This is a genomic window from Nocardia higoensis NBRC 100133 (assembly GCF_000308595.1).
Lineage (GTDB): Bacteria > Actinomycetota > Actinomycetes > Mycobacteriales > Mycobacteriaceae > Nocardia > Nocardia higoensis.
Genome location: NZ_BAGA01000125.1, coordinates 1 through 22,119, shown reverse-complemented (window position 1 = coordinate 22,119; position 22,119 = coordinate 1). Strand labels below are relative to the sequence as shown.

At 70.3% G+C, this 22,119-nt stretch carries 20 protein-coding genes; 12 read left to right on the top strand and 8 right to left on the bottom strand.

Translation table 11 applies throughout. From position 1 onward, the window contains the following. Together ON26_RS22780 and ON26_RS22775 are read left to right on the top strand one after the other, a co-directional pair. Nucleotides 1-890, top strand: an 890-nt coding sequence (locus ON26_RS22780) for a putative bifunctional diguanylate cyclase/phosphodiesterase (protein ID WP_040798356.1), incomplete at its 5' end; no start/stop codon positions are given. An 80-nt stretch (nt 891-970) separates the two neighbouring features. Then, nucleotides 971-2,098: a glycosyltransferase gene (locus tag ON26_RS22775; RefSeq protein WP_040798354.1), complete on the top strand. Its 1,128-nt coding sequence runs from the start codon at nt 971-973 to the stop codon at nt 2,096-2,098. A gap of 132 nt (nt 2,099-2,230) precedes the next feature. Here ON26_RS22775 and rsmI read toward each other — a convergent pair whose 3' ends face one another. Next, entirely contained in the window at nt 2,231-3,097 is an 867-nt protein-coding gene (rsmI, locus tag ON26_RS22770) for a 16S rRNA (cytidine(1402)-2'-O)-methyltransferase (protein ID WP_281032406.1), read from the bottom strand. A gap of 272 nt (nt 3,098-3,369) precedes the next feature. Here rsmI and ON26_RS22765 point away from each other — a divergent pair, with 272 nt between their 5' ends. After that, entirely contained in the window at nt 3,370-4,962 is a 1,593-nt protein-coding gene (locus tag ON26_RS22765; RefSeq protein ID WP_040798352.1) for a dolichyl-phosphate-mannose--protein mannosyltransferase, read from the top strand. A 6-nt stretch (nt 4,963-4,968) separates the two neighbouring features. Here the strand turns inward: ON26_RS22765 and ON26_RS22760 are convergent, their stop codons facing one another. Then, nucleotides 4,969-5,334: a GntR family transcriptional regulator gene (locus tag ON26_RS22760; protein WP_373280956.1), complete on the bottom strand. Its 366-nt coding sequence runs from the start codon at nt 5,332-5,334 to the stop codon at nt 4,969-4,971. After that, complete coding sequence (gene arcA, locus ON26_RS22755) at nt 5,331-6,560, bottom strand: arginine deiminase (protein WP_040798348.1); 1,230 nt, start codon at nt 6,558-6,560, stop codon at nt 5,331-5,333. Before arcA ends, ON26_RS22760 begins: the two co-directional genes overlap by 4 nt. 157 nt (nt 6,561-6,717) lie before the next feature. Between arcA and soxR the strand changes: the two genes are divergently transcribed. Both soxR and ON26_RS22745 read left to right on the top strand, forming a co-directional pair. After that, nucleotides 6,718-7,209, top strand: coding sequence for a redox-sensitive transcriptional activator SoxR (gene soxR, locus ON26_RS22750; protein WP_051027378.1), 492 nt, complete (start codon nt 6,718-6,720; stop codon nt 7,207-7,209). Between the two features lie 68 nt (nt 7,210-7,277). Then, entirely contained in the window at nt 7,278-8,030 is a 753-nt protein-coding gene (locus ON26_RS22745; protein WP_040798345.1) for an isocitrate lyase/PEP mutase family protein, read from the top strand. Between the two features lie 68 nt (nt 8,031-8,098). Here the strand turns inward: ON26_RS22745 and metG are convergent, their stop codons facing one another. After that, nucleotides 8,099-9,667 carry a methionine--tRNA ligase gene (metG, locus tag ON26_RS22740; RefSeq protein WP_040798342.1) on the bottom strand — a complete coding sequence of 523 codons (1,569 nt, stop codon included), beginning with the start codon at nt 9,665-9,667 and terminating at the stop codon, nt 8,099-8,101. Nucleotides 9,668-9,740: 73 nt separating this feature from the next. Between metG and ON26_RS22735 the strand changes: the two genes are divergently transcribed. From ON26_RS22735 to rsmA, 3 genes are all read left to right on the top strand, one after another. Further along, nucleotides 9,741-10,568: a TatD family hydrolase gene (locus tag ON26_RS22735; protein ID WP_040798340.1), complete on the top strand. Its 828-nt coding sequence runs from the start codon at nt 9,741-9,743 to the stop codon at nt 10,566-10,568. A 189-nt stretch (nt 10,569-10,757) separates the two neighbouring features. Further along, nucleotides 10,758-11,882, top strand: a complete 1,125-nt coding sequence (locus tag ON26_RS22730; protein ID WP_040798369.1) for a resuscitation-promoting factor — start codon at nt 10,758-10,760, stop codon at nt 11,880-11,882. Nucleotides 11,883-12,211: 329 nt separating this feature from the next. Beyond that, nucleotides 12,212-13,054, top strand: a complete 843-nt coding sequence (gene rsmA, locus ON26_RS22725; RefSeq protein WP_040798368.1) for a 16S rRNA (adenine(1518)-N(6)/adenine(1519)-N(6))-dimethyltransferase RsmA — start codon at nt 12,212-12,214, stop codon at nt 13,052-13,054. 166 nt (nt 13,055-13,220) lie between these two features. Here the strand turns inward: rsmA and ON26_RS22720 are convergent, their stop codons facing one another. Further along, the gene (locus ON26_RS22720; RefSeq protein WP_040798337.1) at nt 13,221-13,427 is read right to left on the bottom strand and encodes a heavy-metal-associated domain-containing protein; all 207 of its coding nucleotides are present in this window, start codon (nt 13,425-13,427) and stop codon (nt 13,221-13,223) included. A 137-nt stretch (nt 13,428-13,564) separates the two neighbouring features. Between ON26_RS22720 and ON26_RS22715 the strand changes: the two genes are divergently transcribed. Next, nucleotides 13,565-14,488 carry a 4-(cytidine 5'-diphospho)-2-C-methyl-D-erythritol kinase gene (locus ON26_RS22715; protein WP_040798334.1) on the top strand — a complete coding sequence of 308 codons (924 nt, stop codon included), beginning with the start codon at nt 13,565-13,567 and terminating at the stop codon, nt 14,486-14,488. A gap of 104 nt (nt 14,489-14,592) precedes the next feature. After that, a complete protein-coding gene (locus ON26_RS22710) occupies nt 14,593-16,389 on the top strand; it encodes an ABC-F family ATP-binding cassette domain-containing protein (RefSeq protein ID WP_040798332.1) in 1,797 nt (598 codons plus the stop codon). 21 nt (nt 16,390-16,410) lie between these two features. Here the strand turns inward: ON26_RS22710 and ON26_RS22705 are convergent, their stop codons facing one another. Next, on the bottom strand, nt 16,411-17,295 hold the full coding sequence (locus tag ON26_RS22705; RefSeq protein ID WP_040798329.1) for an Abi-alpha family protein: 885 nt from the start codon (nt 17,293-17,295) through the stop codon (nt 16,411-16,413). Then, nucleotides 17,292-18,614, bottom strand: coding sequence for a DUF445 domain-containing protein (locus ON26_RS22700; RefSeq protein ID WP_051027382.1), 1,323 nt, complete (start codon nt 18,612-18,614; stop codon nt 17,292-17,294). Before ON26_RS22700 ends, ON26_RS22705 begins: the two co-directional genes overlap by 4 nt. Before the next feature lie 249 nt (nt 18,615-18,863). On the opposite strand from ON26_RS22700, the gene ON26_RS34705 reads away from it, so the two are divergent. After that, nucleotides 18,864-19,739: a DUF4393 domain-containing protein gene (locus ON26_RS34705; protein ID WP_083884297.1), complete on the top strand. Its 876-nt coding sequence runs from the start codon at nt 18,864-18,866 to the stop codon at nt 19,737-19,739. 381 nt (nt 19,740-20,120) lie between these two features. Beyond that, the gene (locus ON26_RS22690) at nt 20,121-20,657 is read left to right on the top strand and encodes a nuclear transport factor 2 family protein (protein WP_040798359.1); all 537 of its coding nucleotides are present in this window, start codon (nt 20,121-20,123) and stop codon (nt 20,655-20,657) included. Between the two features lie 35 nt (nt 20,658-20,692). On the opposite strand, the gene ON26_RS22685 is transcribed toward ON26_RS22690, so the two are convergent. Continuing rightward, a partial coding sequence (locus tag ON26_RS22685) for a peptide chain release factor 3 (protein WP_040798327.1) occupies nt 20,693-22,119 on the bottom strand: 1,427 nt, incomplete at its 5' end.

The window sequence follows — 22,119 nt, the reverse complement described above, 5'->3', positions numbered from 1 at the left end:
CTGCGAAATCCGGCGGCGGCAACGGCGTCGCGGTGTTCACCGACGCCATGCGCGCGCAGTTCGAGCTGCAGGACGATGTGGAGCTGAACCTGCGCGGCGCGGTGTCCGACGGCTCGCTGCTGCTGCACTTCCAGCCCGAGGTGGATCTGCGCACCGGCCGCGTGGTGGCGTTGGAGGCGCTGGTGCGCTGGATGCATCCGACCAGGGGCCTGTTGCCGCCCGCGGCCTTCGTGACCGTGGCCGAGGCCACCAATCTCGCCGGGGAGCTGGGCCGTTGGGTGATCCGGACGGCGTGCAAGCAGTTCGCCGACTGGCGTGCGCGCGGCCTGGCCGCCGACACCGTCATGCGGATCAACGTGTCCCCGGTGCAGCTGGTGAGCCTGGATTTCGTCGAGCGCATCGAGGACATCCTGCGCGAGTACGCCATCGACGGCAGCTCGGTGTGCCTGGAGATCACCGAACACGTGGTGGTGCAGGACCTGGCTCGCACCCAGGTCACCCTGCGCGGGCTCAAGCGGATGGGCGTGCAGATCGCCATCGACGATTTCGGCACCGGCTACAGCTCGCTGTCGCACCTCAAGGCGTTGCCGGTGGACGCGGTGAAGATCGACCGCGGTTTCGTGCAGCGGCTCGGCGCCAGCACCGACGATCTGGCCATCGTGAAATCCATCATCGGCCTGGCGGGTTCCTTCGGCCTCGGCGTGGTCGGCGAGGGCGTGGAGACCGCCGTCGCGGCGCGCACCCTGGTGGGGCTGGGCTGCTACCGGGCGCAGGGATTCCTCATCGCCCGCCCGATGCCCGCGTCCGAGGTCGAGCACCATCTGGCGGTGGGGCGTATCCCGCTGGACCTGGACCTGCCGCGCGCGGTCCGTGGAGTCCCGGGGCGCTGACGCCCGATCGTTTCCGGTCGTTCACCGCCCGTTGTGTTCCCAGGGCTTGCGTGTAACCCCGCCCGACCACGATCGGCGGAATGCGCATAGTCCAGCTGGCCAACTTCTACGGCCCCCGCTCGGGTGGGCTGCGCACGGCGCTGCACCATCTCGGAGCCGGGTACGCCGCGGCCGGGCACGAGGTGGTGCTGATCGTCCCGGGGCCGCGCCGCGCCGAAGAGGTGTTACCCGGCGGCGCGCTGCGGATCACGCTGCCCGCCGTACCGATTCCGCTGACCGGCGGTTACCGGGCAGCCGACCCCCGCCGCGTCGCCGACGTGCTGCGCGGCCTGCGGCCCGACGCCCTCGAGGTCTCCGACCGCCTCACCCTGCGCGGCTTCGGCCGCTGGGCCCGCCGCCGCGACGTCGCGAGCGTGATGATCTCGCACGAGCGCCTCGACCGCCTGCTGGGGCAGGTGCTGCCCGGTCCCAGCGCCCGCCGCCTCGCCGATCTCGCCAACCGCCGCACGGCCGCCGACTACGACATCGTCGTCTGCACCACGGAATTCGCCCGCGCGGAATTCCGGCGGATCGACGCGTCGAATGTCGAGCTGGTCCCGCTCGGCGTCGATCTCGACCTCTTCAGCCCGCTCCGCCGCGACGGCGACCTGCGCGCGGACCTCGGCGTCCCCGGCCACCCGCTGCTCGTGCACTGCGGCAGGCTCTCGGTGGAGAAGCGTGTGGACCGCAGCATCGAAGCCGCCGCCGAACTCGCCCGCGCGGGCCGCCCGGTCCGCCTCGTGATCGCGGGCGACGGCCCCCGCCGGGACGCGCTCGGCAGACGTGCCCGCACGGTCCCCGCGCTGCCCGACGGCCGACCAGCGGTTCACTTCACCGGCTTCCTCACCGATCGCCACCGGGTAGCCACTCTGCTGGCCACCGCCGACGTCTCTCTCGCCCCCGGCCCCCACGAAACCTTCGGCCTGGCCGCACTCGAAGCCCTCGCCGCGGGCACCCCCGTCGTCGCCAGCCGGTCCTCCGCGCTGGCCGATATCGTCACCGCCGAATGCGGTGCCGTAGCCGCCGACGATCCCGCCGCCTTCGCCGCCGCGGTCACCGACGTACTCGCTCGTCCTGCCGCCTCCCGCAGGCAGGCCGCCCGTCGCCGGGCCGAGCAGTTCACCTGGCCGCGCGCCGTCGCGGGAATGCTCGCGGTCCTCGGGCGGTAGCGCGGCCGGGCACCACGGACATCGCTGCCCGAAGACCGGTCACGTTCGGGCCAGGCGCGGGCCGGGGTGAGCAGAGCCGGCGGCGCGAACCACACCGTGACCGTTCGGAGCCGCCGACGGGCACGTCGTTGCTCAGCGCCCCGCGCGGGCGGCGAGGACCGCGTCGTAGAGCTCGCGACGGGAGGCGCCGGTGGCGCCGGCGACCTGGGCGCAGGCGTCCTTCAAACGCAGGCCGTCGTCGACGAGGGCCTGGACTTCGTCGACGAGGGAGGCGGGGTCGGCCTCGGTGGGGGCGGCGCCTGCCAGGACCACGGTGATCTCGCCGCGGGCTCCGTCGACGGCCCAGTCGGCCAGTTCGCCGAGCGTGCCGCGGACGACCTCCTCGTAGGTCTTGGTGAGCTCGCGGCAGACGGCGGCGCGGCGGTCGGGACCGAGGACCTCGACGGCATCGGCGAGACAGTCGGCGAGGCGATGCGGGGCTTCGAAGAACACGCACGCGCGGGGTTCGGTACGCAGGGTGCGCAGCCACTGCTTGCGGGCGCCGGACTTGCGGGGCGGAAAGCCGTCGAAGCAGAAGCGTTCCACCGGAAGGGCCGACAGCGCCAGGGCGGTGGTGACCGCGGACGGCCCCGGCAGGCAGGTGACCGGGAGGTCGCGTTCGACGCAGGCGGCGACCATGCGATAGCCCGGATCGGAGACCGAGGGCATCCCGGCGTCGGTGACCAGCAGGACCGTACGGCCCGCGCCGATGTCCTCGAGCAGCGCCGGGATGCGGGCGGCTTCGACGTGGTCGTAGAAGCTGACGACCCGGCCGGTGATCTCCAGGCCGAGGGCCTTGGCGAGGGCGCGGGTGCGGCGGGTGTCCTCGGCGGCGACCACGTCGGCGGTGGCCAGGGCCTCGCGCAGACGCTGGGAGGCGTCGCCGATCTCGCCCATCGGCGTCGCGGCCAGGATCAGCCTGCCGCCCGCCGATCCGGCCGTTGTCTCCTCGGCTGTCACCGTGCTCCGTCCGGTCGTCGTCTTCGTCGGTGCCGGGCCGCGCCGGCGGTGTCGTGGCGGCGAGGTGCGCGATGCGTGGTCGTCGTCTCGCTCCCGCGGCCGCATCCTTCGGCCCGGCTGGAGCCGTCCGCGCGGCCGTGACGACTCAGCCTAATCGGCGGCCCGGTCCGGCGAGCGCGGCCGTCCCGATGCCCACGACCCCGATCGTCGCCGACCGGGCGCGGGCTCGCCGATTCCACCCCCGGTCGGGGTGACCGCATACGATCGGGTCCGTGACCCAGGTGACCGACCGCGCGACCGCACCCGGGGCCGCGGCCACCACCTGGTCGAGCCCCGCCCCGCTTCGCCCTTCCCCGGATTTCGGGCCGGTCGACACCCTGCGCGGCTGGCTGGTCACCGCGGTGCTGACCGCGCTCGCCGCCGTCACCCGGTTCAGCGCCTTGAACTACCCGACCGACGGCGGCACCCCGGTCTTCGACGAGAAGCACTACGCCCCGCAGGCCTGGCAGATGCTGACCGGCGGCGGAGTCGAGGACAACCCCGGCTACGGCCTGGTCGTGCACCCGCCGGTCGGCAAGCAGATGATCGCGCTCGGCGAGCTGCTGTTCGGCTACAACGGCTGGGGCTGGCGGTTCACCGCCGCGCTGGCCGGCACGATCCTGGTGCTGCTCGTGGTGCGGATCGTGCGGCGGATGACGCGCTCCACGCTGGTCGGCGCGATCGCGGGCATCCTGATGCTCGCCGACGGCGTGCTCTACGTGTCCTCGCGCATCGGCATGCTCGACATCTTCATGGCGTTGTTCGTGACCGCCGCGTTCGGCTGCCTGATCGTCGACCGCGACGACGTGCGGCAGCGGCTGGCCCGCGCCGACGCCGAGGGCCGGATCGCGATGAGCCGATGGGGCCCGCGACTGGGCGTGCGCTGGTGGCGTTTCGGCGCGGGCGTGCTGCTCGGGCTGGCGTGCGGTACCAAATGGTCGGGCCTGTATTTCATCGCCGCGTTCGGCATTCTCAGCGTCTGCTTCGATCTGACCGCCCGCCGCGCCTACGGGGTGCCGAGCCCGTGCCGGGGCACCGCGCTGCGTGATGTCGGCCCGGCGCTGTACGCCCTGGTGCTGGTGCCGCTCGGCGTGTACCTGTCGACCTACTGGGCCTGGTTCATCAGCGAGACCGGCGTCTACCGGCACGCGGTCGGCAACCAGATCGGCACCGACGGGACCTGGTCCTTCCTGCCCGAGGCCCTGCGCTCGCTGTGGTTCTACAGCGGGGAGTCGCTGGCCTTCCACTCGAGCCTGACGAACTCGGCCGGCAATATCCACCCGTGGGAGTCCAAGCCGTGGACCTGGCCGATGGGCCTGCGGCCGATGCTCTACTACTACGCCGACAATGTCGCCAGCTGCGAGCCCGGCCAGTGTGTCAAGGCGGTCATGCTGATCGGCACGCCCGCCATCTGGTGGATCTCGTTGCCCGTGCTGGTGTGGGGATTGTGGCGCTGGGCGGTGCGCAGGGACTGGCGCTACGGCGCGGTGCTGGCCGGTTACGGCGCCGCGCTGCTGCCGTGGTTCCTGACGCTGGACCGGCAGATGTACTTCTTCTACGCGGTGCCGCTCGCCCCGTTCCTGATGATGGCGGTCGCGCTGGTCCTCGGTGACATCATCGGCCCGGCGCGCGCGGCCCCGCATCGCATCGCCGACCCGAACGCCTTCCTGGTCCCCGACGAGCGCCGCAGTCTCGGCCTGCTCGCGGTGTGCCTGTATCTCGGCTTGGTCGTGGCCAACTTCATCTGGCTCTGGCCGATCATGTCGGCGATGGCGATCAGCCCGCACGAGTGGCAGATCCGGCTCTGGCTACCCAGCTGGCGCTAGCAGACCTCAGTCCAGCGCGGCACGCACGTAGTGCAACGCGGCCTCGTCGTCGAGCCCGAGCCGCCGGATCGTGGCGACATAGGCGACGGCGGCCCGGCCCGCGGCGTCCTTGGTCGGATCGCCGGAGGAGGCGATGAAGGTGCCGAGCCTGCCGCGGGTCTCCAGGACGCCGTCTTCCTCGAGTTCCTTGTAGGCGCGGGCGACCGTGTTGGGCGCCAGCCCGAGCTGGGCGGCCAGCGCGCGCACGGTCGGGATCTTCGTGCCCGCGGCGAGTTCGCCGGAGCGGACCAGGGCGAAGACGGCCATCCGCAGCTGTTCGAACGGCGGTTCGGTGGAGTCGTGGTCGATGGTGAGGGTCAGCACTGGTCTCAGACGGTCTCGCGGGACAGGGGACAGGACAGGCAACGGGGGCCGCCGCGGCCGGAGCCCAGCTCGGAGCCGGAGATGGTGAGCACCTCGATGCCCGCGTCGGCGAGCCGGGCATTGGTCACCTCGTTGCGTTCGTAGGCGACGACCACGCCGGGCGCCAGCGCCAGGGTGTTGTTGCCGTCGTCCCACTGCTCGCGCTCGGCGGTCACCACATCCGAGCCGGTGTCGATGACCCGCAGCTTGCCGATGCCCATGGCGTCGGCGGCGGCGGGCAGGAACGGGTCGGGCCCGCTCATGGTGACCCCGGAAGGATCCTCGCGCCCGCCGTAGTCGTCGCCGCGCCGGATGGTGAACGCGTGCAGTTCGTCGCGCAGCGCCGGGTACATCACCACCGCGTCGGTGTCGACCATGGTGCACACGGTGTCCAGGTGCATGGTGGCCCGGCTCTGCGCGATCGGCACCACCAGCACGGTGTGCGCGAGATCGTCGTCGAAGAGGCTGCGCGCCAGCGCTTCCGCGCCTGCCGGGCTGGTCCGCTCACCGACACCTACCGCGACCACGCCCGGCGCGAGCAGCAGCACGTCGCCGCCTTCGATCGGCGCGGTGTGGGACTCGTAGGCGCGGCGCACGCCGAGGAAGCGCGGATGGAAGGCGTAGACCAGGTCGGTCAGTGAGGTCTCGCGCATCCGGGCGGGCAGCGCGAGGGAGGTGATCGCCACCCGCGGGCCCACCCAGAACGAGGAATCTCGGGTGAACAGCAGATTGGGCAGCGGGGCGATGACGAAATCGCTGCCGTGGTGCATCCGGCGCACGAGCGAGGTGCCGTCGTGCGCGAACGGCAGTTCGTCGAAGGTCATGCCCGCCATCAGGATCTCGGCCAGGTCCGCGGCGGCCACGCCGCGCAGGTGCGCGGCCAGTTCGTCGGCGAGGGTGTGCCCGAGCCGGCGCGCGTCGACGGCGGCGCTGATGCCCTGGATCCGGGCGGCCCCGCTGACCGCCAGGGTCTCGGCCAGCAGGTCGGCCAGCAGCAGCACTTCGACGCCGCGCCCGCGCAGCACCTCGGTGAACATGTCGTGCTCCTGCTGGGCGCGCTCGACCCAGGGGATGCCGTCGAAGAGCAGTTGATCGCTGTTGCGCGGAGTGAGCCTGCGCAGTTCGGCACCTGGCCGGTGCAGCATCACCGTGCGCAGAACGCCCACCTCGGAGGTGACGCCGTAGCCGTGGTCCATGCTCCGACCGTAATGCTCCCGGCGCCGGTGAGCACGTTGATCGTGTCGCGCCGTGCCGGGAAGTCGACGCCCGGAAAGAAACATTTATGCGCATGTGTCCGAAATGGCCCGGTCCCGGCGAACCTGAAGTATGGTTCACCCCGAGCGAAGGAGTGTGATGTCGACAGCCGATTGGCGTGCCAAGGAATTGACCCCCGGTCAACTGTCGCAACGCAGCGGCGTCGCGGTGTCGGCCCTGCACTTCTACGAACGAGAGGGCCTGATCTCCAGCCGTCGCACCAGCGGCAACCAGCGGCGCTATCCGCGCGACATGCTGCGCCGAGTGGCCTTCATCCGCATCTCGCAGCGGGTGGGGATCCCGCTCAGCGAGATCAAGGCCGAACTCGATCGCCTGCCCGAGGGCCGCACCCCAACCAAGCGCGACTGGGAGACGGTCTCGACCACCTGGCGCGCCGACCTCGACGACCGCATCGAGCAGTTGATCCGCCTGCGCGACAGTCTGACCGGCTGTATCGGCTGCGGTTGCCTCTCGCTCGGCGTCTGCAAGATCGTCAACGAACGTGACCGTCTCGGCGACGAGGGCCCGGGCGCGCGCGTGCTCGACACCCACGCGGGCCGCACCGGATCCACGGGCCCGAGCTGCGACTGAACCGCGCCCGCCCGACGCCTTCGCGTGTCGGCCTGCGGCCCGCCCGCGCGGCGACCATGATCGAACGTATGACGACTCTGGAGAGCAAAGCCAAGGCCCTGCTGGCGCTGCACCGCCCGGGCGACCCGGTCGTGCTGCCGACCGTATGGGACGCCTGGTCGGCGAATCTCGCTGTGGCGGCGGGCTTCCCGGCGCTGACCATGGGCAGCCACCCCGTCGCGGACTCGGTCGGCCGCGCTGACGGCGAGGGCATGACCTACACCGAACTGCTCACCAGAGTGCGGCAGGTGACCGCCGCCGTCGATGTGCCGGTCTCGGTCGATATCGAATCCGGCTACGCGCTCAGCTCGGCCCAGCTGATCGACGGTCTGCTCGAAGCGGGCGCGGTCGGCCTCAACATCGAGGACACGGTGCACAGCGAAGGCGGCCGGCTGCGCGGGGCGGACGAGCACGCCGAACTCGTGCGCGGGCTACGCGAATTCGCCGACGCCGCGGGTGTGCACGTGGTGGTCAACGCCCGCACCGACCTGTTCCTGCGTCGGGAGGGCGAGGAGTCCGATCGGCTCGACCGCGCCGTCGACCGGCTGACACTGGCGGCGAAGGCGGGCGCCGACGTGCTGTACCCGGTGGGCAGGCATTCCGCCGACACCATGCGCGCGCTCACCTCCCGGCTGCCGCTTCCGGTCAATGCCATCGCCGTCCCCGATGTCTCGAACAAGGCCGAACTCGCCGAGCAGGGTGTCGCCAGGATCAGTTTCGGCCCGTTCCTGCAGGCCGCGCTGGGGAAGGAAGCCGAGCGACTGCTGGCCCGCTGGCGGTGAGCAGCGCCGTCCGAACATGATCCGATCGGCGAGAACCGTTGCTGGAGAAGGGTTCTCGCCGTCGGCGGCTACTTCGCCTCGCCGTCCTTGGGCTCGACGTAGCGCGGGAACACCGGAGCGGGCGCCGGCAGCGCGGCCCCCGGCGTCAGCGGCGTCGCGATATCGGCGAACGTGCGACCCCGCGTGCCCAGCAGATCCAGGATCCGGGCCGCGGAGCCCGGCATGACCGGCTGCACCAGGATGGCGACGATGCGGACCACCTCCAGGGTCACGTAGAGCACCGTCGCCATCCTGGCGAGATCCTCCTCGGTGCCGGACTTGCGCAGTGCCCACGGCGCCTGGGCGGAGAAGTACCGGTTGGTCTCGCCGAGGGTCAGCCAGATCGCCTCGAGCGCGAGGTGCAGCTGCTGGTTGTCGAATTCGGCGCGGCAGCGCTCGAGCAGGCCGTTGGCGCGGTCGAGCAGCGCGCGGTCCTCGTCGGTGAATTTGCCCGGCGTCGGAACGACCGCGTCGCAATTCTTGTTCACCATGGTCAGGCTGCGCTGCACCAGATTGCCGAATTCGTTGGCCAGATCGGCGTTGATGCGCGAGACGATCGCCTCGTGGCTGTAGCTGCCGTCCTGGCCGTAGGAGATCTCGCGCAGCAGGAAGAAACGCACGGCGTCGAGGCCGTATTCGTCCACCAGGGCGAGCGGGTCGACGACATTGCCGACCGACTTCGACATCTTCTCGCCCTTGTTGTACAGGAAGCCGTGCACGAACACGCGTTTCGGCAGGGCGATGCCCGCCGACATCAGGAAGGCGGGCCAGTACACCGCGTGGAAACGGGTGATGTCCTTGCCGATGATATGCAGATCGGCGGGCCAGTACTTCTGGAACTCGGGTGAATCCAGATCGGGGAAACCGACGCCGGTGAGGTAGTTGGTGAGCGCGTCCACCCACACGTACATCACATGATCGGGGTGATCGGGCACCGGCACACCCCAGTCGAAGGTGGTGCGCGAGATGGACAGGTCCTTGAGTCCGGCCTTGACGTAGCTGACGATCTCGTTGCGCCGGGTCGAGGGCGCGACGAATTCCGGATGCTCCTCGTAGAGCGCGAGCAGCTTGTCCTGGTAGTTCGACAGCCGGAAGAAGAAGTTCGACTCCTCGGTCCAGGTGACCGGGGTCTTGGTCTCGGTGGAGATGCGGCTGCCGTCGTCGAGCAGCGTGGTCTCCTCCTCGGTGTAGAACGCCTCGTCGCGCACCGAGTACCAGCCGGAGTAGTTGTCCAGGTAGATGTCGCCGTTGGCCAGCATCCGCTGCCAGATGACCTCGCTGGCGCGCAGATGGTCGGCGTCGGTGGTGCGGATGAACCGGTCGTAGGAGATGTCGAGGGCCTTGTCGAGCCGCTCGAAGACGTCGGAGTTCCGGGCGGCCAGGTCCTGGACCGGGATGCCCTCGGCGGCGGCGGTCTGCTGCATCTTCTGGCCGTGTTCGTCGGTGCCGGTCATGAAGAACACGTCGAAGCCGTCGAGGCGCTTGAACCGGGCGATGGCGTCCGAGGAGATGTACTCGTAGGCGTGCCCGATGTGCGGTGCGCCGTTCGGGTAGGCGATGGCCGTGGTGACGTAGAAGGCTGGTGCGTCCGCGTTCATGGTGCTGACTACTGTAGTTGCTGCGCGAACCCGCGGTCGCCGACGGCCGCGCCCGTGATGGACCAGGAGCCCGATGAACGCGAAGCGACCCGCCCCCGACCTGCCGGAACCGCTGTCCCCGCTGGTCGACGCGCATACCCACCTCGACGCCTGCGGCGCCACCGACGCCGCCTCCACGGCGGAGATCGTCGATCGGGCGGAGAAGGTCGGCGTCGGCCGGATCGTCACCGTGGCCGACGACCTCGCCGCGGCGCGCTGGGCAGTGGACGCGGCGCGGTGGGATCCGCGGGTCTTCGCGGCGGTCGCCCTGCACCCGACGCGCGCGAACGCGCTCGACGACGAGGCGAAGGCCGAGCTGGAGCGCCTCGCCGCCGACCCGCGCACGGTTGCGGTGGGGGAGACCGGACTGGACTACTACTGGCCGGGCAAGCTCGACGGCTGCGCCGACATCGAGACCCAGATCGAGGGCTTCCGCTGGCACATCGACCTGGCCAAGCGGGTGCGCAAGCCGCTGATGATCCACAACCGGGAAGCCGATCACGACCTGCTGACCGTGTTGCTCGACGAGGGCGCGCCGGCCACGGTGATCTTCCACTGCTTCTCCTCGGACCCGAACATGGCGATGGCCTGCGTCGACGAGGGCTATGTGCTCAGCTTCTCCGGCAATGTCAGTTTCAAGAACGCGCACGAGGTGCGTGAGGCGGCGAAGGTGGTGCCCGACGGGCAGATCCTGGTGGAGACCGATGCGCCCTATCTGACCCCGCATCCGTTCCGCGGTGCGCCGAACGAGTCCTATTGCCTGCCCTATACCGTGCGCGCGCTGGCCGAATTGCGCGGACAGGATCCGGTGGAATTGGCCGAGATCACCACGGCGAACGCGAGACGCTTCTACCGCATCTGAATCCGGACGGGGCCGACGGAAACAATTCCCCGTTCCGGAAGATCGAAAACCCAAATGTGAGACGGATCACAAACCGGTTACAGGAATGCCGGCTAGCTGCGGTGTCGATATCCGATCGTGATCGACGATCAGCCCGGCGAGCTCGCTGCGGTTGTTGGGCCGAATTCGGCTCGTTATGGTCCTGTGATCATGTCTCCGTTCGCGAAGATCAACCAGTCGCGTTCACCGCTGCTGTACGCGGCCGTGGCGGCTTTGCTGCTGACTCTCATCGTCGGCGCCGCCATGGCGATCGTGAATCGCAAGACCGTCACCGTCGTGGTGGACGGCAACCAGTCGGTGCGCACCACCATGTCGCGCGATGTGGCCGGGGTGCTGCGCGCGGCGGGCTTCGACGTGACCGATCGCGACCTGGTCGAGCCCGGGCTCGGCTCGTCGGTGGCAGACGGCGCGACCATCGTGCTGAACCGGGCGCGCGAGGTGGCGCTCTCGGTGGACGGCGCCGTGCGCAAGGTCTGGACCACCGGCCTGACCGCGGGCCAGGCGCTCGAACAGCTGAACCTGCCCGGCGATGTCTACGTCTCGCCCGGCCGCGACAACCCGCTGCCGCGCACCGGCGCGGTGCTGAACGTGGCCAGCCCGCGCACCGTCTCGCTGCTCGACGGCTTCGGCGCGCCGGTCGACGTCCGCCTGGCCGCGCCCACCGTCGGTGAGTTCCTGTCGGTGGCGGGCATCCCGCTGATCCAGCAGGACACGGTCGAACCGTCGCCGGACACCCCGCTGACCGAGGGCCTGCAGGTCGTGGTGACCCGAAAGCGGGTGGAGAACATCACCGAGACGCTCCCGCTGGATCCGCCGGAGAACGTCATCGAGGACGAGACCCTCAATATGAGCCGCACCATCGTGGAGGAGCCGGGCACCCCCGGCGTGCACGATGTGACCTTCGCCGTCACCAAGGTCAACGGCCAGGAGGTCGAGCGCACCGCGATCGAGTCCGTGGTGCAGGTGCCCGCCCAGCCCAAGACCGTCCGCAAGGGCGCCAAGCCGGGCACCGAGGTGCCCCCGGTCGAGGACGGCGACCTCTGGGACGCCCTGGCCGCCTGTGAGTCCAACGGCAACTGGGCCATCAACACCGGAAACGGCTACTACGGCGGCATCCAGTTCGACCAGAGCACCTGGGAACGTCAGGGCGGCCTGCGCTACGCCCCCCGCGCCGACCTGGCCACCCGTGAGGAGCAGATCGCGATCGCCGAGGTCACCCGCGGTCGCCAGGGCTGGGGCGCCTGGCCGGCCTGCACCGGTCGCCTGGGGCTCTGAGCCTCCTGCCCGCGACGGCACATGTGCCGTCCGCCGAAGCCGCAACTGTCCGGCGCGGCGCACCGTTTCGGTGTCGGCGGACGCTTGGAGCGTGCCGGGCGGGTCTCCGCGAGCGCGGCGGTTGGTAGGTTCGTGCGGTGCCGTCCGCCGATATCCCCGCTCGAGGTGACAATTCCGCGCGCCCGGAGAGCGCCGCCCACAACGCGGCCTCCGGCGCCGCCGAGTCCGTCGGCAACGGCCCGACTCCCGCCGGCGGCCGGAACGCCGGTAGCGAGAACGATGGGGGCGAGAACGCCGGGGCGACGACGACCCCGCGTGGCGAGGCCGCGCTGCTCGGCCCCGCCGAGGTGCGGACCCTGGCCGAGCGGTTCGGCGTGCGCCCGACCAAGCAACTCGGCCAGAACTTCGTGCACGACGGCAACACCGTCCGACGGATCGTCACCGCGGCAGGCGTCGGCCGCGCCGACACCGTGCTCGAGGTCGGTCCCGGCCTCGGCTCGCTGACGCTGGCGCTGCTCGACGTCGTCGACACGGTCGTGGCGGTCGAGATCGATCCGGTGCTGGCCGAGCATCTGCCCGCCACCGTCGCCGACCGGGCGCCCACCTTGGCCGATCGGCTGCACGTGGTCCGGGCCGACGCCCTGCGGGTGAGCGCCGGGGAGTTGCCCTTCGAGCCGACCGCGCTGGTCGCGAACCTGCCCTACAACGTCGCGGTGCCGGTCCTGTTGCATCTGCTGGCCGAACTGCCGAGCCTCACCACGGCCCTGGTGATGGTGCAGGCCGAGGTGGCCGACCGGTTGGCCGCCGAACCGGGCAGTCGCGTGTACGGCGTGCCCAGCGTCAAGGCGGGCTTCTTCGGTTCCGTGCGCCGGGCGGGCGCGATCGGCACCCAGGTCTTCTGGCCGGTCCCGCGGGTCGACTCCGGCCTGGTGCGGGTGCAGCGCTACGTCGAGCCGCCGTGGCCGACCGACGAGGAGCACCGCCGCCGCGTCTTCGAGGTCGTGGACGCGGCCTTCGCCCAGCGCCGCAAGACCTTGCGCGCCGCGCTCGCGGGCTGGGCCGGCGGCACGGCCGAATCCGAACGCCGCCTGGTGGCGGCGGGCATCGATCCGACCGCGCGCGGCGAGACCCTGGACACCGCTGCCTACGTGCGGTTGGCCGCCCAGCGCTGACTTCGGCCGGCGCCTCGCGCTCCGGCCCGCAGCCGATTACCGATCTGCGCGGCCGCTTCTGTCGCGGCCCCTCCTTCGAGCGAGGAATCGGACCCTCGCGCAGTTCTCGTCGGGGCTCGGCCGACGTTGTCACACAAGGGGATTCGGCGGCCCGCAGTTGCTCGGATCAGAGCGCGACTTCGTAGCCCGCCTCGTCCACGGCGGCGACGACATCGGCGTCGGCCAGCGGTGCGGTGCTTTCCACGCGCACCGCACCGGACGACACGTCGACCGCGACGCCGGTCACCGAATCGATCTTGCTGATCTCGGTTTCGACCGCGCTCGCGCAGTGGCCGCAGGTCATGCCCTTGACGGTGTAGGTGGTGGTGGTCATGGTCGTGACTCCTCCGGGATTCGTTGCCTCGGGCGGCCGATCTGCCCGCCGCGTTTCAACATACCCCTAGGGGGTATCGCTGGCAAGAGGCGGCTGTGCCCGGCGGACGCCGGGGACAACAGTTAGGCTGTGCTCTCGTGCTGTCAGTTGTGCCAAGTCCGGTTCTCGTGCGCGCGCCGTCGAAGGTGAATCTGCACCTCGGCGTCGGCGACCTGCGCCCCGACGGCTATCACGATCTGACGACGGTGTTCCAGGCGCTGTCGCTCGGAGACGACCTGCGGATCTCGCCCGCGGCCGCGCTCACCGTCCGGGTCAGCGGCGAGGGCGCGGCCGAGGTGCCCACCGACCGGACCAATCTGGTCTGGAAGGCCGCGGTTCGCCTGGCGCACATGGTCGGTCGTGCCCCGCTGGTGGAGATCGTCATCGACAAGGGCATCCCGGTCGCCGGCGGCATGGCGGGCGGCAGCGCCGACGCGGCGGCCACCCTGGTCGGGCTCAACGAACTGTGGGACATGGGCCTGGATCGTGACGAATTGTCCGCCGTTGCCGCCGAACTCGGCAGCGACGTGCCCTTCGCTCTGCACGGCGGCACCGCCCTCGGCACCGGGCGCGGCGAGCGGCTGCTTCCGGTGTTGTCCCGCAACACCTTCCACTGGGTGCTGGCCATAGCCAGGACCGGACTGTCCACGCCCACCGTGTTCGCCGAACTGGATCGCCTGCGCGAGCACGGCGACCCGCCGCGCCTGGGCGACCCGCAGGCCCTCATGCAGGCGCTCGCCGCCGGCGATGCCACTCAGCTGGCCCCGCTGCTCGGCAACGACCTGCAGGCCGCCGCCGTCTCCCTCGCTCCCGACCTGCGTCGCACCCTGCGCGCCGGGGTGGACGCGGGCGCGCTGGCCGGGCTTGTCTCCGGTTCCGGACCCACCTGCGCCTTCCTCTGTGAGAGCGCCGAGGCCGCGGTCGCCGTCGCCGCCGAGCTGGCGGGCGCGGGAGTGGCGCGCGGCATCCGCACGGCGAGCGGGCCGGTGCCCGGCGCCCGGGTGGTCGAACCGGAGGACTGAGCCCGCGCCGGATCTCCCGGCGGCCGCCCTCGGTAGGCTTGTCCGGTTCGCGCGAGCCGCGCCAACACAGTGCTGCCCGCGTCACCGGTGAGTCGGAAGGTTCCATGTCCAACCTGATCAATCTCGAGCAGGTCTCCAAGAGCTTCGGGATCACCCCGCTGCTCGACGGCGTCTCCCTCGGCGTGCACGCCGGCGAACGCATCGGCGTCGTCGGCCTCAACGGTGGCGGCAAGACCACGCTGCTCGAGGTGCTCACCGGTCTCGAAGCTCCCGACTCCGGCCGGGTCAGCAGGCTCGGCGGGTTGCGGATGGCCGTGGTCACCCAGCGCGGCGTCCTGCCCGACGGCGCCACCATCGGCGACGTGGTGCTGGCCGGGCTCACCGACGACGCCGTGAGCGGTTCGCTCGCCGAGCACGAATGGGCCGCCGACTCCCGAGTGCGCTCGGTGCTCGAGGGCATCGGTATCCAGGACCTGGGCCTGGATACCCCCGTCACCAACCTCTCCGGCGGCGAACGCCGCCGCGTCGCACTGGCCGCGGCCCTGGTGCGCGATCTGGATCTGCTCGTCCTCGACGAGCCGACCAACCACCTCGACGTCGAGGGCGTGCAGTGGCTGGCCCGGCACCTGCTCGACCGGCGCAGCGCGCTCGTCGTGGTCACCCACGACCGCTGGTTCCTCGACACCGTCGCCACCCGCACCTGGGAGGTCGTCGGCGGCAAGGTCGAAAGCTACGAGGGCGGCTACGGCGACTGGATCTTCGCCCGCGCCGAACGCGCCCGTCAGGCCGACGCCACCGAGGCGCGCAGGCGCAATCTGGCCCGCAAGGAACTGGCCTGGCTGCGCCGCGGCCCGCAGGCCCGCACCTCCAAGCCGCGTTACCGGGTGGAAGCGGCCGAAGCCCTCATCGCCGACGTCCCGGAACCGCGCGACAGCGTCAGCCTGGCCTCCTTCGCGCGCAAGCGCCTGGGCCGGGTGGTGATCGAATTGGAGGACACCACCCTCACCACTCCCGACGGCCGTGAACTGGTCCGCGACCTCACCTGGCGGCTCGCGCCGGGCGAGCGGGTCGGCCTGGTCGGGGTCAACGGTTCCGGCAAGACGACCCTGCTGCGGGCACTCGCCGGCGACGTGGAGCCGGCCGCGGGCAAGCGCATCCAGGGCCAGACGGTCCGGATCGGCTGGCTGCGCCAGGAACTCGACGATCTGCCCACCGACATGCGCGTGCTCGAGGCGGTGCAGGAGGTCGCGCAGCGCATCATGCTGGGCGACAAGGAGATCTCGGCCGGACAGCTGGCCGAGCGGCTCGGCTTCACCCCGGCCCGCCAGCGCACGCCGGTCGGCGACCTGTCCGGTGGCGAGCGCCGCAGGCTCCAGCTCACCCGCATCCTGATGTCCGAGCCGAACGTCCTGCTGCTCGACGAGCCGACCAACGACCTCGACATCGACACCCTGCAGCAGCTCGAGGATCTGCTCGACAACTGGGCGGGCACGCTGGTGGTCATCAGTCACGACCGCTACCTGATCGAGCGCATCTGCGACTCCACCTGGGCGCTGTTCGGCGACGGCAAGCTGACCAACCTCCCCGGCGGCATCGAGGAGTACCTGCGCCGCCGCGCGGCCGCCGCGGCGCCCCGGCAAGCGAGCACCTCGGCTTCGGCGCCCGCAGCGAGCGCCCCGGCCACCGACTCGGCCTCCTACCGCGCCGCCCGCAAAGAGCTGGCCAAGCTGGAACGCGCCATCGACAAGCTCTCCGAACGCGAACAGCGCCTGCACGTCGCGCTGGTCGAGGCGGCAACCGATCCGGACAAGCTGGTCACCCTCGGCGCCGAACTGCAGCAGGTGCTCGCCGAGAAGGAGGCCGCGGAATCCCGCTGGCTCGAGCTCGCCGAGGACGCCTGAGCGAGGCGGAAGCGCTCGCGCTCAGCTGGATTCGGCGCGCCCGCCCTGCACGATCTCCGGCAGGCAGGTGCGCACGAAGTCCTCGCCGAACGGCGTGATCACGATGCTGCGATAGTGCACCTTGGTGCCGAATCCGGAGCGCTTCAACAACTCCCGCACCGGCGCCTGCGCTTCGATCAGCTGGTAGCGGTTCGGGTTGTCGACCGGTTCCTTGGCCATCTCGATCAGGCCGAGCCTGCGCAGATTGGTCAGATATTGCGGCACCCGGTTCGGGAAGCGCAGGCCGGCGTGGTCGCCGATCACGCACAACCCGTCGACCCGCCGCTCGGCGCCGAGCCCGCGGGGGCGGCCGACCCGGACATCGATGGCGGGCTGCGGGCCCTCGCGGTAGAGCAGGCGCAGGATCCGGGCCTCATCCGGGGTGAGCTCGGCCAGCATGCCCGCGTAGGCCGGATGGATCTCGGCCTGTTCCGGGTCGGCGCTGGCCGACAGGCGCAGCAGCGCCGCGCCCTGCTCCCGCAGGGTCGGCAGTCCGGGGGCGTCGGAGGCGGGCGTGGCGGGCAGTCGCAGCGCCCGGCGCACCGCGTCGCGGACCTCGGCCTCGGCCTCGGCGAGCACCTCGCGCGCGGGCATACCGGCCATCGATCCCTTGACCACGGTGCCGGTGACGCCGATCGCGGTGTCCACCGACCAGGCGGCGACCTCGCCCGCGGCGGTCAGCGCCACCTTGGCGACGCCGCCGGCGGTGCGCGCGGTCTGCACCGGCGAGATGATCTTGACCCGGGAAAGCTTGACCAGCGAGACGCGGCGCGACCGTGACGCGGGCGCGGCTTCGGCCGATCGCCACGGGGACAGCTCCCCGGCGGGACGGCCGGGCCGAGGGCCGTCGTCGGATGAGTCCGTCATATCCATGTCGTCGCCACTTCCGTTCCGAAGATCAGGATATGAGCGTATCCGGCGATCAGGCCGAGCACACCGCCATGAACGAAAAGAAGCCACTCGTCCTGCTTGATGGCCGAGCGCAACATGTCGACGAAGTCCGGCGGCGCGAGCGCGGCCATCTGTTTGGCGATGTAGTCGTTGATCTGCTTGCCCTGAGTCAGATTGAACTCCGGGTCGGCGAAGGCCATCGGGGCGATGGACATGGCCTCGTTGGTCAGCGTCTGCTGCAGCGTGTCGTACTCCCGGCTGCCGAGCACGAACTTCACCGCGGGGCGTGCCGCGCCGAGCGCCCGGTCGGCGGCCGGGCGCAGGATGTCCTCGAGCATCTGCAGGGTGCGGTCCGAGCGCGGGCCGTTGAGCAGCTCGTCGCCGATATTGGCCACCGTCATCACCTGGGTGGAGACGAGTTCGGCGTAGCCGTCGGTGATCTCGTGCTGCCGCTTGATCAGCAGGCCCTGGCGCCACGGGCACCACCACTTCGGATAGGCCGGGGCGAAGATCATGTTCAGGCCGATCCAGTTGACCACCCAGCCGATGATCACGCCGCCGACCGGAAGGACCACCCAGGACGACAGACCGGTCAGGTGCAGCACCGCCACCAGCACCACGCCCATCGGGGCGCCGAAATAGAAGCCGAAGTTCTGCATGAAACGCAGTTCCTTCGCGCCGAGAACTTGGAACAGCGTGTTCAGCAGGTGCGGTCGCGCCTGGAAATAGCGAATGACCATCTGTTTGACATCGAGGAGCTGATCGATGTTCTTGCCGAGTTCGTCGGTCAGTTCGCGCAGGATGTCCGGCAGTTGCTGGCGAACTCGCGCATGCACGCGTTCACGGACCTGGCTGGGCAGGTTGTACCAGAGTTGCGGATGTTCGCGGCGCAATATCTCTTCGATGATGTCGGTGATCTGCGCGTCGGCCGTCGCGGCCAGGTGTTCGGCGAGCTTGTCCGGATCGAGTTCGCGGTAGAAGTCCGAGACGCTGCCGAGTTTGGACAGGCCTTTGTCGACGGCGATGCTGGCCATCTTGTCCGCCCGCGAGGGGACGATGCCCTGCCAGCCGAGCCTGCCGTCGTAGCTGAGCAAGGGCAGCACCTGGATGCGCTTGGGCAGGAACGGATACAGCGAACGCAGCCCGAGCACCCGGATACCGTGAAACCGGATGGGCTGGAAGAGCATCAGGATGCCGGTCCAGTTGGTGATGTATCCGATGACGCCAGTGAAAAGGGGAATTGTCAAAAGCTCGAGCAGGATCGTCGGGTGCACACCGAAAACGCTCTCCAACACGATGACACCCTCCTGCGGAAATCCGGTGACCACCTCCTCACCGGGCACTCAAACTAGCACCACCGTGCGGGGCGGGTCGCATTGTGATCTGCCCTATGGTGTCGGGACGCGGGTGGCGCGCAGCACAGGGTAATGTCCGGTTCCGATGCGGACGGTGGGGTTCGCGGTGCGGTGCTTGCCGGGCAATAATCTGTGAGCAGGACAATCTGTGGGCGAATCCGTTCACCTTGGCGATACTTCGGAGTTGACGTGGCAGACGACAGGACCGGACAGGGGGTGGCCCGGGCCGGCTCCCGCTCGGTCGAACGCGGTTCGGACGTCGAACAGCGGCAGATCAGTAATGAAGCCAGGCTGATTCGCGGCGTGTTCCGCGCCGCCGGGCTCGCCGCGGGCACTGCCGTCCGGGGTAGCCAGTGGGCGGTGAACACCTCGTTGGAGATGACCAAGGAGATCACCAAGGCAGCACTGGACGGGGAGTCCTCCGCGGACATCGCCGAGCGCACCGGCAATGCCCTGCGCTCGATCGCCCGCAGCGCACTCGGCGTCACCGAAGGCTCCGTGCGCGAGATCGTCAGCTACGTGCCGACCCCCTCGGGACCGAACCAGCAGGCCATTCCGGTCGGCTCGTACCTGCGCTCGGCCACCACCGAGGAACTGCGCCGTCGCGGCGATGCCCTGCTGGCCCGGTCGGCGGATGTGTACTTCACCGAGGACGTGCACCCGGCCTACGACCGGATCCTCGACGAACTCGCTCCCGACGAGGCGCGCATACTGCGCTTCATGGCGCTCAACGGGCCGCAGCCCTCGGTGGACGTGCGGACCAACCGCCCGCTCGGTATCGGCTCGGAACTGGTGAGCGGCGATCTGACCTCGGTGCCGGAGCAGGCGGGCGTGCGTTACCCGGACCGCGCGCGGTCCTATCTGATCAATCTCAACCGGCTCGGCCTCACCCGCACCTCCGACGACCCGGTCGTGCTCAGCCGGTACATGGTGCTCGAGGTGCAGCCGATCGTCGAAGAGGCGTTGAAGCGGGCGGGACGCGCGCCGAAGATCGTGCGCAAGAGCATCCGGCTGACCGAGTTCGGCGAAGACTTCTGCCGCACCTGCTTCTCACTCGGTCTGTGACCGCCCGGCGGTGACCCGTATCCGGCCGTGGCCGGTGCGCGGGCCGGGTGCTGTCCTGGTCGCGATCTGATACAGATCTGGGCAATACTCTCGGTCCCGCGCGGCCACGATGGGATCGTGAATGGTATGGAGCGTGAGGGCGAGCAGGACCGGGATCCGGACAGGGTCGCGGACATGATCGCCCGCGGCGAGCGTTCGATGCCGTCCACCGGCCCGCCGGAGCAGGCCGGAGCGGACGCGCCCTCCGGCGACGAATCGCCCTCCGGCGACGACTACGCCGAACTCGACGCGCTGGACGAATTCGACGAGCCCGGCGTCACTCCCGAGGATGTCGCCTACTCGGAGTCCGCCGTCGCGGGCGAGTCCACCCCTGCCACCGATCTGGCGACCTTCGTCGAGATCGCGGCGATCAGCAGGCTCAAGTACCGCTATCTGCGCAGTCTCGACATGAAGGCGTGGGACGAGTTCGCCGACACGATGGTCCCCGATGCCACGGCGACCTACAGCGAATACCTCCAGTTCGAGTCGCGCGAGGCGTTCGTGGCGTTTCTGCGCAGCACCCTGGATTCGCATGTCATCACCGAGCACCGCTGCGACCATCCCGAGATCGACGTCTCGGGCGATACCGCCACCGGTACCTGGTATCTCGCCGACACCGTGCTCATTCCCGAACACAACCTGCTGATGCGCGGCGCGGCCTACTACCACGACCGTTACGTCCGCGGCGACGACGGGAAGTGGCGGATCAGCCACACCGGCTACCAGCGCACCTACGAGGTGGTGCTCTCGCTCAGCGACGTGCCGAGCCTGCGCCTGACCTCCGACCGCTGGGGGCTCATCGCTCAGGAGGACGGGATCACCTCGATCCAGCGCGATCCGCGCAGTACCCCGGTCTATCGCGAATCGGGCACGGGCTGAACGACTCCCGGTGACACGCTCCGCCCCCCCGGCGATCAGTTGTCGGCGGCGGCGACCAGCGGCTCGAGGGTGAGCTTCGGATGCTCCTTCTCGATGTACTGCAATCGCCACTTGTCGCTGAAAAGCGCCAGGATCGCGCCGTCGGTGCGGGTGAACACCTCGACGCCGCGCTGGCGTCCCAGCTCCTGGGCCGATTCGGCGTCGGTGCGCCGCGCCAGCGAGTAGCCGAGATGGTCGAGCGTGGTCTCGACATTGAACTCCGCGGTCATCCGCGCGGTGACCACCTCGAACTGCATCGGACCGACCGCCGCCAGCACCGGCGAGGCGTCGCCGCGCGCGTCGTTGCGCAGCACCTGCACGACACCCTCGGAATCCAGCTGGTCGATGGCCTTGCGGAACTGCTTGTACTTGCCCGCGCTCTGCGCGCGCAGCACCGCGAAATGTTCCGGCGCGAACGAGGGGATGGGCGGGAACTCGACCTTCTTGTCCACGTAGAGCGTGTGACCCGGCGCCAGCGCGGTCGCGTTGACCAGGCCGACCACATCGCCCGGGTAGGCGGTGTCGACCGTCGAGCGCTCCCGGCCGAAGACGGTCAGCGCGTACTTGGTGGCGAACGGCCGCCCGGTCTGCGCGTGCGTGACGACCATGCCGCGCTCGAACTCGCCGGAGACGATCCGCATGAAGGCCAGCCGGTCGCGGTGGGCGGTGTCCATGCCCGCCTGCACCTTGAACACCACCGCGCTGAACGGATCGGTGGTCTTGCGCGCCACCCCGGCGACGTCGGTGCGCGGCCCCGGCGCGGGCGCCAGCGCCACCAGCGTCTCCAGCAGCTGCCGCACGCCGAAATTCAGCATGGCCGAGGCGTAGATGACCGGAGAGGTCTGCCCGGCCAGGAACATCTCCTGGTCGTGATCCTGTCCGGTGGCCGCGAGCAGCTCGCTCTCCTCGGCCGCGGTGGTCCAGGCCTCGCCCTCGCGGGCTTCGGCCTGCTCGGGGGTCAGCGACTCCTCCGGGGCGATGGTCGCACCGCCCGCGGTCCGGGTGAAGTGGATGTATTCGGTCGCCGCGCCCTCGGGGCCGCGCCGCAGCAGGCCGCGGAAGTCGCCGGCGATGCCGACCGGCAGGAACAGCGGTGTCGGGGTGAGGCCGATACGCTCCTCGATCTCGTCGAGCAGTTCCAGCGGCGCGCGCCCGGGGCGGTCCCACTTGTTGATGACGGTGATGACCGGGATGCCGCGATGGCGGCAGACCTGGAAGAGTTTGAGCGTCTGCGGCTCCAGGCCCTTGGCCGCGTCGATGAGCATGACCGCCGCGTCGACCGCGGTCAGGACGCGGTAGGTGTCCTCGGAGAAGTCGGAGTGGCCGGGGGTGTCGACCAGGTTGATCACACTGTCGACCTCGCTGCCCGCCGCCCGGTAGTTGAACTGCAGCGCGGTGGAGCTGACCGAGATGCCGCGCGCCT

Excerpts from the sequence above, each read along its gene's own strand:
- ON26_RS22775 (WP_040798354.1), top strand. The coding sequence starts at position 971 with ATGCGCATAGTCCAGCTGGCCAACTTCTACGGCCCCCGCTCGGGTGGG.
- arcA (WP_040798348.1), bottom strand. The coding sequence starts at position 6,560 with ATGGACCACGGCTACGGCGTCACCTCCGAGGTGGGCGTTCTGCGCACG.
- soxR (WP_051027378.1), top strand. The coding sequence starts at position 6,718 with ATGTCGACAGCCGATTGGCGTGCCAAGGAATTGACCCCCGGTCAACTG.
- ON26_RS22745 (WP_040798345.1), top strand. The coding sequence starts at position 7,278 with ATGACGACTCTGGAGAGCAAAGCCAAGGCCCTGCTGGCGCTGCACCGC.
- metG (WP_040798342.1), bottom strand. The coding sequence starts at position 9,667 with ATGAACGCGGACGCACCAGCCTTCTACGTCACCACGGCCATCGCCTAC.
- ON26_RS22735 (WP_040798340.1), top strand. The coding sequence starts at position 9,741 with ATGAACGCGAAGCGACCCGCCCCCGACCTGCCGGAACCGCTGTCCCCG.
- ON26_RS22730 (WP_040798369.1), top strand. The coding sequence starts at position 10,758 with ATGTCTCCGTTCGCGAAGATCAACCAGTCGCGTTCACCGCTGCTGTAC.
- ON26_RS22720 (WP_040798337.1), bottom strand. The coding sequence starts at position 13,427 with ATGACCACCACCACCTACACCGTCAAGGGCATGACCTGCGGCCACTGC.
- ON26_RS22710 (WP_040798332.1), top strand. The coding sequence starts at position 14,593 with ATGTCCAACCTGATCAATCTCGAGCAGGTCTCCAAGAGCTTCGGGATC.
- ON26_RS22705 (WP_040798329.1), bottom strand. The coding sequence starts at position 17,295 with ATGACGGACTCATCCGACGACGGCCCTCGGCCCGGCCGTCCCGCCGGG.